Below are 14,346 nucleotides of genomic sequence, written 5' to 3'. Positions count from 1 at the left end.
CATGCCGGAGAGTCAAAATTAATAGCATAGTCAATGCCTGAGTCATTAATACGACTCAGGAGGTCTTCAATTAATGCTAACCGTTCTGACTTCTCTTGTTGATGCTTTAACTTATTTCTTTTCTCTAGAAGGATACTCTTTCTATCTGAAGCCATATTTCATTCCAAATTTTAACCATTAGAACTATTTAATGCACCTGAAGCTTCCTTTTGCCCAAAGACCGTAAGCGAAAAATATCAATGTATAAATTAAATTAACATTTTACACGCTAGAATCATTAATCTGGTTAAAATGGATTTTTAGAAATACTCTATTTTAGTGGTAAAACCTCAGTTTCAAAGGTAATTAAATTCCAACTATACATAGGGAGAACAATTGAACTTAATTCAATAAATAAATTTTCAAAACTCCCCTTTTCCATTACATAATTTAAAAATATGTCATCTTGATGTATGAAAATTTTTTCAATTTTATCTTTAGTTACATATCCAATTGTAAAATCATCAAATGCATGTTCGGCTCTAAATATTGTATTCCAATCAATCTCACTTCCGTTTTCTTTATGGCTTATAAAACTGTCACAGTGTGGAGATTCAAAATCATCATAAATACAATTACAAAGATTAACGAATTCTTCTGTTGAGAGAGTAATTAGATCAGGATATTCGCTGTTCATAGATTTAATACTCTTTATTGCTCTAAAGAAAAAAGCCTCCAACTCTTCATTAAATTCGTCTTGTCCAAATTTAAGTCCATTTATATATAAGAATACACGTCCCGTATTTGAATTTCTCGAAGTAGTTACACACTCTAGTGCAAAAGTTTTTTTATCACCAACTAATGTTTTCATAGTGGGCCCTTATTAGGTAGTTTAAATAGCTTAATCACTTCATTGGGTATTTTGTTTTTTCTAGTTAAAGGGCTGACAACATCTTTAGTACTGCCGCTCCAATGATACAAGCCACTTCCATTATTAGAATACCTGTAAAGGGCACCACCTTGGCCTTTAGCCCACTCTAAACCTTAACCTCTTATACCTATATACCCGACTACAATCAAATGTTGACTTTACGTTGCTTATTTGTTGTGAAGCAAGCTAGCTTTAATTTTATGGAGGGCGTGTCAAATTATGTATTTTTGGTTTGAATTACGACACAGGTTGGTCGAACACCCGATTTTAATTTTATAAAACTACGATGAGAAAATGGCTCGCTACAAAATACCTTGAAACCCGTACCACCGCAGTTGGACAGGCGGTAGACGGGACAACAATATCAATAACAATCAGAATAATTTTCCCACCCTTCTTCTAAAATATCTCTAACCCACTTTTTATCATCTGGTATTCCTAGACTATCGTGATAAAGGGCATATTCAATTGAAGGTCCTGATATTATTATAGGTTTATTTAAAATTGAATGAGACACTCCTAGCTCTGTTACTCTTTGACAAAATTTAGAAGCAAGGGAATGATCTACTTTTGACAACACCTCATCCACAGTCCTAGCGGCCTCCAAATAATCATTAGCTATGACAAAGAAGTTGGTGTCCGCCTCATTAGGCCCTTCAGAGTCATTTCCCCAGCGAGTCACAAAATAAGTATTCATTATTTCTCCAGTATGTCTATTTCAATAATTTTCGGTATTGTGCTAATGAGATAGGGTGCCCATGAATAACATTACCACCTTCAGAATACTCTAGTCTCAACCACCTAACAGCTTTACCATCGTACGCCCCTATTTCTTCTGGAAATTCAGCAACTTTCCAAGGCTTACCGTTGGTTGTCGGCACACCTTTCTTCCATGCATTCAGCTCAAATTTCTGAATATTTTCAGTACCCTTAATGAAATATTTTGCATTCCCACCATTCTTAGTCGCATTAATTGTCTCCTGCTTCGTCCACTTCTTTTTCGGAACATGTTTCTTATAGTTAATTGACTTCGGTTTTTGATAACAATTATGTGCAAGTTCCCCAACCTCACCAACATAATACGTATGACTGTTCGCCACACTAAAGTTATATACTGAAGTGACGTCAGTAAATGGTATCAATTCAAGAACGCTGACTCCATCACCGTTAATATTCATTAACTGATCAGTATAAGCAAGACTTCCTGCATCAATCCAATTATTACTAGCGTAAGAATAGATAGGATGATTCGTAGTTGCAGTGAAAGCATCGCCATTTTCAAGTGTTATATCGACAAGTTCTTTTGAGCCTTCCACTGTAATAACATGAATAACTTCTTCAAGTGTTTTCTCTCCGGTTGATTCATCAAAAGCCCATACTTTGTCACCTATTTTTATGGTTTCTATTGCAACTAAACCATTTTCTGTATGAACCAATGTGCTTCCTATAAAGCTATTGTTGCACTTAAAGAAACGCCTTGGTAAAAATTTTGAAGCGAGGAAGGTAATCGCCAATTCGTTCATTGTCATATCCCCATTCGCTATCTGGATCAACAACATCGCATTGTCATAGGTGTTATAGCCACGCATCGCTAAACTACCCATTGTCCTGACTGAGGTCATGACACTCCCCAACGAGAATTTCCCCGTCGGATCGGTATAGGTCACTGGATCCGCATTAGCATACAAGTACTTATGCAACGTAATCGGATCATGGTTACTCCCCATCCACGTATCCATTTGCGTAAACCTGCCAATATTTTGGTCGTAGTATCTTGCACGTAAGTAGTACTGATCTAACCCAGTATCGTACTGCTCACCGGTGTATAGATAGCTATTCTCAGTTGTACCGGTTTGGTTAAGTACTGTGCCGAACGCTTCATAGTTGTAGCTGTCGGTGATGCTTCCGGTTGTGTCGGTGAGCTGTCGTGTGCTGCCTAAGCCATCAACTTGGAAGAAGTGGGTTTCATCTGCGTCTGTGCGAGTTTGGCTAAGCAGGTCGTGGCCGTATTGATAGGTCACGGTGAGTTGGCCGTTTTCTGTTTCCATGAGTACTTGGGCATAGTCACGGTTTTCATCAACAATATAGTCGGTGGTGATTTCGTCTATGGTATTTACGTTATCGATTTTTTGGCTGCGAATGCCGCTTGGGTTGTAGCGGTATTGGGTAACTGTTCCGGTGTTGTTCGTACTCACAAGTTGGTTTTGGGCGTTGTAGGTGTAAACCGTGGTTTGGCCATCCAAGGTTTCGGATGTTGTATTGCCGTTATCATCGTAACCAAAGACTGAGCCACCGGTTTGAGTGAGCCAGTCGTTTTTGTTGTAACTGTAGGCGGTTTGAACGCCGTCGACGGTTTCATATGTGCGGTTGCCGACTAAGTCGTATTGGTAGCTGGCGTGGTAGTCACCATTGACTGCATCGGTAATGTGTTCGCCAGTCAATCGATAAAGCGCATCGTATACGTTGTCGATGGTTCGGTTGCTGTGGTGCTCAGTGATGAACTCTCTGCGTCCGGTAGCATCTAGGTCATAAACATAGTGACTAAGGATTTCATTACTAGCGTTAGTGATGGTCAATTGCCATAGCTGATTGACGGTGGTGTAGTCGTAATCGGTTACGTTGCCATTGGCAGCCGTAACGGTGTCTAAGTTGCCAACAGCGTCGTAGGTATAAACAGTGGTGCCGGTACCGTCAGTGACTGTCTCTAAACGATTAAGACCGTCGTAAGTAAAATCTGTCACTGTGCTTATACCCTCATGTCTGACAGTGAGCTGGGTACGATTACCGTTACGGTCGTATAGGTACGAAAGCACTGAGCCATCTATTTGAGTTTCTTTTGCTAGGCGGCTGGCGCTGTCGTAGGTATAGCTGATCGTGCCTTGCTCAGTAGTGATGGTGTTTACTTGCCCGTCTGGCCAGTAGGTATAAGCTTTGAAGCTGCCATCATGGAAGTCGATGCGCTCAGTGCGACCCATCGCATCCAATAAAGTGGTGGTTACCTGGCCGTTAAAATCGGTGTGGGTGATGACTTGGCAGACATCATCGCCTTCACCGGTGTAAGCGGCATCGGTACACATTTGTGTACTGTACTCGGTCTGTTCCTGCTGGCCTTCCGGCAAGGTGCGTGAGGTAGTTTGCCCGAAGTAGTCATAGGTCCAACGCGTTGTGTGGCCTTTGGCGTCCGTTTGGGTAAGCTTGTTCCCCACTTCATCGTAGCTGTATGTTGTTACTGGCACATCAACCATAAAACCGTTCAAGGCGACTTGCACTTCCGGTTGTACTTCTGTTAATCGGCCAAGGTCGTCATAACCAAACCTTGTACGGCGCTCATTTTGGTCAATGCCGTGCGTGCGAACACCCATGGCATCGTAACGAGCTTCTACATCCGTTCCATCGTGGAAAATAGTTTTTACACGTTGGTCCTGTTCGTTGATTTCATAGGTGGTGGTATGACCGTTGGCATCCGTCTCGGTGTGCAGTTCACCGTTGTCGTAATAGGTGAAGCTGTGTTCAAAGGTGTTGCCTTTGCCATCGTGTCGGATCACCGATACGCGTTGACCGGCGACATTATATTTGTATTCCGTTAGGTTGCGTTCTGCGTCCCATTCAAACTCTACCCAGCCTTGCGGTGTGTATTTTGTTTCAGTAAAGCTAGGTAAACCGGTGGCTAGCGCTTCGGTTTGATTGTGTACCTTCCATTGGCGACCGAAGTCATCGTACTCATAAAGCGTAACAATGCCTCCGCGACTTATATGGGTTTCGACATTACCTTCGGCGTAGAAAGTCCAATGCTCGCTGGTGCCATCGGCGTAGTAACTTGCTACGGTTCGACCATAGGCGTCGAACTCATGTTCAGTCCACACACCAAAGCGGTCGCGTTCTTCATAGGCATTGCCGGTTAAGTCGTAACGAGTTTGGGTGTAACTGCCGTCGGGATAAGTCATCACGGTTAAACGGTTTTGAATATCGTATTCGTATGCGACTGTTTCTTGCTGTACAACACCATCGACGGTTCGTTCACGTGTTTCAGTGGTAACGTTTAGATTGTCATCGTAGGTGTAAGTTACTGTGCCACCAACTTGTGTTGATTCTGTCTTCTTTTGATCTTCCCAAGCATGCCCTTTCGGGTAATAGGTATAGTGGGTAGTGTTGCCGCTCATGTCGGTGGTCGATTCAACTAAACCACGGCTGTTTATAACATTGCTGGCACTATCACGCTTAACTTCTAAGGTAACTGGATCTTGGTATTCAGGGCCTTCAATGCGATATAAGTTACCGATAACGTCGTATTGCATTGTATGCACACGGCCGAGTTCATCTTCTATTTCGCCTTCTTGGCCTTTTTCGTTGTAGTCTCGATAAAAAACCGTTTGCCCGAGTGCATTGGTTGCCCACTCTTGGTTATTGCTGGTATCAAATTTTGCGGTGGTGGCAAAATCTAAGCCACCAACTGCACTGCTGGTTTGATTTCCGTTGGCGTCATACGCGAATACTGATTCTATGTCGTCACTGTAAACAATGCCTTGGGCTTTTTTAATTTCATTTAAGACGTTGCCTTGAGTATCGTAGGCGAACACTTTTGTGCGGAACTCACGATCGGTTACGGTGCTAACGCGGCCTTCTAAATCGTGATCGAAAGAAATGATATTGCCGTTACTGTCTTCTTGATAATCAAGTCTGCCCGCTTCGTCGTAAATATTTTTAATAACACGACGGTCAAGCGGGTCAAACATTTCATTTAAACCATGTGTTTGGCCATAATAGTTATAGGTTGCTCCTGGTTTATTATTTACAAAAGAAACAGTATCTATAGCATTAATTAAATCGCCATTTGCGTCATAGCGGTATTCTATAATGTTCCCTGCAGGGTCTATTATGTTTTCTATTTGGCCGTAAGCATTGCGTACAAATTCAATTGATTTCCCGCTTGAATGAATTATGCCATTTTCGGTATAAGTGAGCGTATGGCCATTCGGGTCTATCACTTTATCAACGCCAAAACCTTGGTTTAAGAAATAAACGTAGCCATTTTTAGTGGTGAGCTTATATCGGTTCGGGTTGACGGGGCTTGAAAAATAACCCGTTTCGACTAAGTTGCCTCCATTTAAGTAAGCGGTTGTCTCATCTAAAGCTTCTAATTTAGATTGAGTATCGCCCATGGCATTGAATACAAGGCTCACGTCTTTAATCGGGATTACGTTGTTACATTTCGGTGAGGCCGCCATCTCAAATTTTTCAACGTCTCCGCCTGGTAAACTTACCGAAACAACGGGCGCGCCTTGAGGCTCAACACAGAATACGGGAATAATTCCAAAAGCTCCTGAGTATTCATTCAGCGCCCAATGGCTGCCAGGCACTCGTGATTCGTGTACTTTTACATCTTGGTAGCCAACACTCCAGCCATAGCCAAAATCGAGTCGTTCATGGCGGCGGCGACTATCGTATGTACGGGTTACTCGAATCGGGATGCCAGCGACAGGTACATTGACATCTTCAAACGTAATACTGAAGTTACCAACTTTAAAATCACCCTCCACCAACAAATTTACGCCTTCCTGCGTCACCAAGCCATTGGTGTCTTCTGCAAAAATAACTAACTGGTATTGTCCATTAGTAAGCAAGGTTGGATCAAATTGGCCAATCACACCGTTATCGACATTTGAGTTGCCTGTCGCAATTATTTGGTAGTCGGTTGGTGCGCTGTCTTGTTCGCTGACAATTAATTGCCATTGGCGAAGGTTGGCGTCTTGAATCGTTGCAATAACATCGGTTGGCGCGGTCACTGTTGCGTTATCGGTTGGACTATGCAATGTGATTGTCGGTGGCGTGCTATCGGATGGGTCAACGACCGTAAAGTAATCTTCCTCGGTAATTGTTTCAATGCCGTCGGTTACCGTGCCAATTACCGTACTGATGCCATATTGGTTGGCCAGTACATTGGTGCGGCCGTAGGCATCTAACGTGTATTCGGTTCCATTAACGGTGACCGTTTTAAACAGGGCGTTTTGGCCGCCGTTGGCTAACAATTGAATGGAGACAATATCGCCAAAGTTTGGATGTTGTGGTTCAACATTTAAGAAGGCATCAATCGGTAATGCGGTGTCGGTTACGGCAATGGTGTAACTTTGTAAGGCTCGAATATTACCGTCGTCTGCAAACACAACAACATCGTGAATACCAATTTGATCGGCCGTTGGTGACCAAGTTAAAAGATTATCGGCTAACGTTGCGCCAATGGGTAATGTTAACGAGCCATAACTTAGTGAGTCGCCATCTGGGTCTGTCGCGGTAATGGCGTATTTGTAGGCTTGGTTTTGCACGGCAACGGTCAACGGTGTGCTGGTGATGATCGGTGCTTGGTTCTGGCTACCATCCGCAATGACATCGAGTAAAAATGTTTGCGTAACCATAGCGCGGTTGTCGCTGACTTGAACACTTAAAGAGTGGGTGCCTATTTGATCAATCGTCGGTGTCCAACGCAAAGCACCATTTTGATTTAGAGAAGTGCCTTCAATAGCCGAGGCTAAACTGTAAACCAGCGTGTCACCATCGGCATCAACGGCGATAACGTTATATTGGTATTCTTGGCCGACAATCGCCGGTGAAGTAGGGCTACTGATAATCGTTGGTGCTTGGTTAGGAGCCACGATAGAGTTTACATACACACTAAACGATTGCGTGCTGGCTGCGCCGCGCGCATCGGTGGCTTTTAGGGTGACTTGGTGAGCTGTATCCCCCTGGCTGAGTAACGGGGTCCATTGAATGCGATCGCCAACTAATGTCATGCCTTCAGGCGCGTCTAGTAAGGTTAGCGTGATTGCATCGCCTTCAGCATCGCTGGCGATAATGAGGTAGTGATACGGCTCGTCAACGTAACTCGATAAGCTCGGTTGAGACTGTATTAAAGGTGCGCTATTGGCGGTGTCGTTTACTGGTAAAGAGAGTTTTTGCCAAGCAATGCCCCCACGCCCATCATTTACGTTCACCGTGAGTTCAATGGTGTTGCCAATGTCATCAACTGTTGGCGACCAAGACAATAATCCGCTCACGCTATCAATGAGTATGTCGCTACGGTTACTTTCTATGCTGTAGGTGAGGGTATCGTTGTCTGCATCGGTGGCTGTAACAGCATAGGTAAATGGTACGCCGGCATAGACTGAGCCATTTGGAATGCTGGTAATCACCGGTGCCGAGTTTTCAATAACCGCTGCATTCACATACACACTAAACGATTGTGTACTGGCTGCGCCGCGCGCATCGGTTACTTTTATCGTCACGTTTGGTGCCGTGTCGAGTTGAACGCTAGACGGTGACCATTGAATAAGGTTGCCGACTAAGCTCATGCCATTGGCTTGTTCTAATAACTCGAACGTAAATGCATCTCCGTCTTCATCGCTGGCGATAATAGAATAGCTATAGGGTTCATCGACATAGGCAGATAAATTAGGAACCGAAGAAATAATCGGTGGGTGGTTGGCGCTGGCGTTCACGGGTAGCGTTAACTTTTGTATGGCGATACCGCCGCGACTATCGTTAACCTGAATTTCAACAATAACGGATTGACCAACGAGATCGAAAGCGGGTAACCATTGCAGCACACCATTTTGATTGATGGTTATCGCGGGTTCGTCGGTTATGACGGAATAGGTTAGCGCATCGCCGTCCTCATCGGTAGCAATCACGGGGTAGAGATATTCTTTACCCGCGTACACAACACCTGATGGCACACTGGTGATTATGGGCGCATGGTTCGGTTGTTGGCTATCGATAACGTCTATTAAGAAGTATTGCTTGGTAATCGCACCGTTTTGGTCAATCACACTGACTTCGGCTGATTTCAATCCTAAGTCCGACTCAACAGGTGTCCATAAAATTAAACCGCTGTCGGCGTCAATAGAAAGGCCGGGTTGCGTTCGAGACATAAAGAATTGAATGGCATCTCCGTCTGGATCGGACGCAATCACTTGATAGCTGTATTGGTCTCCTAAGTTGACCGATTCCACCGGGTCTGAAGAAATAATGGGCGCATAATTGTCTGCGGTGGTAACCGTTATTAAAATAGTTTGTTCTGCTGAGGCGCCAACTAAATCATAAACTTTAACCAACACTGGGTAAGCGCCAATAGGTAAACCATCGCTTTCAAGTTTGCCTGTATTTGCATCGATGCTGATTTGGACAGGAGCGTTTAATAGTTCGTAGCGATGATCATCGCCGACATCAGCATCACTCACGTCGATATTAAAACTAAAGCCTGCGTTTTCAGTCGCGGTGAAACTCGCAGAACTGATAATGCTTGGGCTATCGTTTACATTCGTAATAGAGGCGGCAAAAGTTTGTATATCAAATAGGCCCGCTTCGTCATAAACACTGGCTTGCATAACGACTGCACGCGTTTGGTTGTTGTCGGTGAGGCATTCATTGCTTTGTTCATTGGGAGTGACATCTACGCGAATGGTCTGCTCAAGAATATCCGTATCGGCAATCGTTATTGCGACTGTTTGCGATTGACTATTTAATAAACCGTTGACACTCACTTCGCCTAATAAAGTATCGCCAGTCCAACTGTGTTCGTGGGTAAAGGTTACATTTATGGCACCGGTAATGGGTGCTAACCCGCGATTGAGAACTGTCGCAAAAATTTGCGATGTTGCTTCATCAAAGCGAATATCATGTACCGTTAAATCGGCTTGTCCAAGTGCAGGACGGTCTGGGAACGTATTTAAACGGAACGTGTTATGCGTTAGCCAAGATTTAACAGGGCTTGCCGGAACCGTTAAATCGTCGTTAATGTTATTGATGTTATAAGCGTGCTGATTCCAAATTGAGCGTGTGGGTGCCCAGTTGTTTTCTGAGCTTTCTAAGACGCGCAACGTACCTGAAATGTTACTTGAGCCGACAATAATTTCAGCATAACCATCGTTATCAACATCGGCGATGACCGGATATTCGAGTGTGGTACCGGATCGATTGCTTTCTTCTATTAAAACTGTGCCCGTCTCACCATCATAAACACGTAAAAAGTATTCATCTGCATATACTACTTCAATTTTTCCATCACTATTGAAATCAAACAGACTGGAGCCGGTTCGATGCGATGAAGAATCACGTGTTGGCGAGAACCACTTCAAAGTACCGTCGTGTTCAAATACAAAATAGTATCTCGCCCCCGCGACGCCTATTTCAGGTAAACCATCACCATCAAAATCACCAATGGTTGGTGCGCCGCCATATCCACCGCCTGTTAAGCTTACATTTTTCCAAATTACGCTGCCGTCATGATTAAACAAAGAGACTTGACTGCCTCCGACTAATACAATTTCGCCAAATTCATCGTCATCGAAGTTACCGACGGCTGTAAATCCGTCAGAGTTGAGCTCACCTACATGAGCTTTCACGGTACCGTCATGGCCGTAAATGCTTCTGCCTGCAATGACTTCTTGGTAACCATCGAGATCAACATCAGCGACAACAGAATTAAAGCCATAATTTCGATCGCCACCGAAATCTTTTGTTCCATTCCAAAGCTTTACTCCATTAGTGCTAAATACAGCAGACCCTACAATAATTTCAGCGGTACCATCAGCGTTCAAATCTGCAATTGCGACGCCATCACGCGGGTAAGTCATCGCGGGTAAACCCGTCGCTACTTGCCAAATTAACTGGCCATCTGAAGAGACTTTAAGGAGTTGTGTTCTTTGATTGTTCGTTACAAATATTTCTGGGATACCATCTTTATCTGTGTCGGCAACCGCTGTACTGCCGTAAAATGAATTATTTAATCCAGTTTTATTCCAATGAATTTGACCTGTAGCGCCATCTGCAACGGTAAGGGCTGGTTGCCCGCCCTGACTAACTACAAATATTATATCGGTGTCATCGTGTTGGTTAATTAAGCCATCATTATTATCATCGGTCATTTGAGCGACGTTGACCGGCCCAAACACATGGGCATTAGAGTTCGGGTAATTAAGCGACCATTTGACAACTGACGTAATGCCACCAATATTTTGATCAATCACACCAATGCATTGATCATTGGTCTCCGTCATCGGCTCAACGAACTGACTCGCACCCACCCAGTTTAGTAAACCGGAATTTTTATTAATCCAAGAACCTTGAGGGCTTTTTTCAAGGGCGTATTTTAAAACATCGTTATTTGGATCTATGGCGTCTACATCGTATTCGTAACCTGTTTGTTCATTCCCTTTTTCTACAGCGATGGAGACTATCGAAGGAGGGTCATTTGCAAATACCACAAAGGTTATAGTTTGCGTCGCCGTTGCTCCGCGTAAATCTTCGACCTGCACTACAATTTCGTAAGTGCCGGGCGCTAAACTGCCTGGTGCGGCGGTGACTACACCTGTTTTTGCATCAACATAGACATTGGCAGGGCCGGAGATAATGCTGTAGCGATGGCCGTCTCCCACATCCCCGTCTGTAATTTCAATTTTGTACTTTAATCCTTGACCACCTTGGTGCTCCGAAGGTGCTTCACTTGTGATTAGCGGAGCTTCGTTAACATCGATAACGTTCAGTGCGTAAATTTGCGTATCACTTTCATTGCTAGGGTCGGTCACGCGCGCGCGTACAATGGCTGCATGAGAGCTGTTGTTGGTGATTTCGCATTCGTCTAAAGTACTTGCGCTAGCCAAAGTGATATAAACATGGTCGGTTAAACGATGGTCTTCTACGTCTATGCTGGGTTGTTGTATTTCGCCACTGAGTAGGTTGGTGAGTAATACAGAGCCTAACAAGTCGCCCTGATCTTCCTTGCCATTATAGAAGTTCACTGTGATAGGCGCCGTGATATCGGCTAAACCACGGTTGCTTATGGTGGCGCTTAACGAATGTACACCGCTTTCTCGCTCAAGCAGGTGAATTGTCCCTGCATGTATATCTGGGTTACCTAAGTGTTCCATGGCAATAGGTAAATAAGCCATAACTAAGCTGGTGGTGGCCAAATGGGTTGTGAATAATCCGCTGTTGGTTACCCATGTACCATTAGCTGATTGAGAATCGAGTAAATACTCAATGTTGCTGGTAACGGCGGTATCTGTCAGTGGTGGATCTAAATAATTTAAAGCCAGGCCAACCCAGGCAGATGTTAGTGGGTCTGCGTTATTACTGTAACCGTATCGTGCCCAACCGCCCGTAGTGACTTGGCGTTCTCTTAAGTGTGAATCAGTAAACGCAATGGCATTTTGAATTTCCATAGCGCGAAGTTCGTCACTCACAAAAGGTAATAGCTCCGCCAATGCAATTTGACGAAAGGCGAGCCAAAGTGTTTCATTTTCATTGCCGTAAGCGCGTGCGAGTTCAAAGTTAATAATGCTCGGAATACGTGCAATAAAATTATCGGCATAGGTTTGTTGTTCAGGTGAAATTGAATCTAGGTTTTGTAAGTCTTTTAAATAGCGGGCACCCGACAAAGCAACAACGGAAGTAATAGAATCGTAGTCGCGCATCCAGCCTGAATTGTGATCTTGAGACCAAAAAACTTGATCGCCATTGGTATTCTGGCGAGCCATCATAAAGTTAAGTGCTCGGCCTCTAACGTCCATTGTTCGTTCAATCTCAGGCACAAAACTTAACGACCAAAGAGCGAAGGCTGTTTGAGTTTTTGTATATTGAGGATGTGAACGACGTATTGAGCCATCAGAGAGTTGACTCGACAATAACTCGGTTAGCAAATATTCGGCGGCGACTTCGTTTACATCTGCTTTGTCTTTCGAGGCCTGTAAACCCAATAGCGATTGTGTTTGAACATGGCAGCCTAGGCAGCCATTGGCGTTGTGCCAATTTACAGCTTCGCGTGCGGTAAATACGCTTGCGCTCTCTAATGAGGCTTTTACTTGCTGAAATAACGGGGCTATGTAGGCTTGATCATTATTTTCATCGCCTTCTTCATATTCTTTTACTGACCCTGTCGGTACGACATAGCATTGTTTATTAAAATCAGGAACAGATTGGGTCCAACTGGCGTCTGGTTGCCAATTTATTTTTCCGGTTGCCGTGTCGATCGCCATACCAAATGGCATTTGATCTAAAGAGTACGCAAGTACATCATATTCGTTTGGATCTTTTGCAACCACACTGTAACCATAGTCGGCGTATTCGTTGGTTAGCTCAATAGGGGGGGAGATTATGACCGGTGGTTCATTGACTTTTATGACTGTAAAATAAACAGTGCCTATATTGGAAAGATTAGTGCCCGCATCATTTGGACCATTGGCTAAATCATCAGCTTGGAATAGCCACTTGTCTTCACCCGAAAAGCCAATGTTTGGTGTATAGGTAATAACACCGTTGTTAATGTCAATGGTGCCGTGTTCGGTAGGGGTATGAGTTAGCAAGTGGTAATTGTCGCTATCAATATCGGTCACGACTGGGCTAAAACTTATATCTGTATTGCCATCTAGCTCAAAGGCACTGTCTGTGACGATAGGGGCATCGTTAACAGGTAACACGTCAATGGAAACAGTGGCTTCATTTGAAATTTGTTCACCGTCATGAACTTGATAGGTAAAAGCGTCGTTGCCATTGAAATTCTCTCTGGGAGCATAGGTATAAAAATCGCCGTCAGTCGTTAACTGCCCTTCAGAAACATAGGAGTTTAGCGTGTGGATAAGGGAATCATTGTCAGCATCGTTGATCGGGAGTTTGAACGTAATTTGATCGTCTTCGTTTACTTGTACCGATAAGTTTTGAGCTGAAGGTCTATTGTTATAGCAGCGAGTGAAACGTTCGAACTCAAAGCTAATATAGCCTTTGCCATTTAATTTGTAATCGGTTAAACGCACAATTGCAAACGCTGAAACTAGGTAATCTAGGTTTGAACCATGGTCATTATAATGTGAATAAAGGGGTAAAATAATATGTGTGCCGAGTATTGCATCCATACCCGTGCGAATACTTTTAGAGTTTTTAACGCCAGGTGCGCCTTCAACCCAATCCCCTATATTTAGCTGGTGGTCGCTGGGTTGATTAGGATTAATGTAGGTATCTGAATTTCCTGGCGAAACTAATCGAGACGCTACTGAATTTGCATCGTTAGTTCCATTCCAAGATAACCAATTATAATTACCTGGGCCTGTGCCTAACGGGACTTCATTAAAAACAGTGCCTGTTTGCGCGCTATTTACCAGTTCATAGGGTAAGGTTATGGGATATATCGAGCAAAAATAGGGCTCAATAGTTACATCAGGTGTCTCAGCAAATGAATTAGCCTGCAGATAGGAAGCTAAAAGAAGGGCAGCCATAAAAATATGCGCACGCAGCGAGAACATATTTACATCCTTGTTAATGAGTCGATTTATTTTTAAACACTGTACGCTAATACCCGCCTTACATAAAGCTGACATTTAGATGTACGTCACACTAATTTAAAATAAAACTCAATAAATCAAATATTAAACATGTGTAGCTCGGAAAACCTG

General features: G+C 43.7%; 3 protein-coding genes. All 3 read right to left on the bottom strand.

The features are described 5' to 3' along the window. Window positions 1-310: 310 nt before the first annotated feature. Window positions 311-850 (bottom strand): Imm42 family immunity protein, encoded by a 540-nt coding sequence (locus QWZ13_RS05815; RefSeq protein WP_290280931.1) that lies wholly within the window; start codon window positions 848-850, stop codon window positions 311-313. 424 nt (window positions 851-1,274) lie between these two features. Continuing rightward, entirely contained in the window at window positions 1,275-1,607 is a 333-nt protein-coding gene (locus tag QWZ13_RS05810; protein WP_290280930.1) for a hypothetical protein, read from the bottom strand. A gap of 16 nt (window positions 1,608-1,623) precedes the next feature. Further along, the gene (locus QWZ13_RS05805; protein WP_290280929.1) at window positions 1,624-14,271 is read right to left on the bottom strand and encodes a putative Ig domain-containing protein; all 12,648 of its coding nucleotides are present in this window, start codon (window positions 14,269-14,271) and stop codon (window positions 1,624-1,626) included. Window positions 14,272-14,346 lie beyond the last annotated feature (75 nt).

The sequence above is a fragment of the Reinekea marina genome, assembly GCF_030409715.1.
In the GTDB taxonomy this organism is placed as follows: domain Bacteria; phylum Pseudomonadota; class Gammaproteobacteria; order Pseudomonadales; family Natronospirillaceae; genus Reinekea; species Reinekea marina.
The sequence above is the reverse complement of the archived record's forward strand: the minus strand, read 5'-3'. Positions and strand labels throughout refer to the sequence as shown.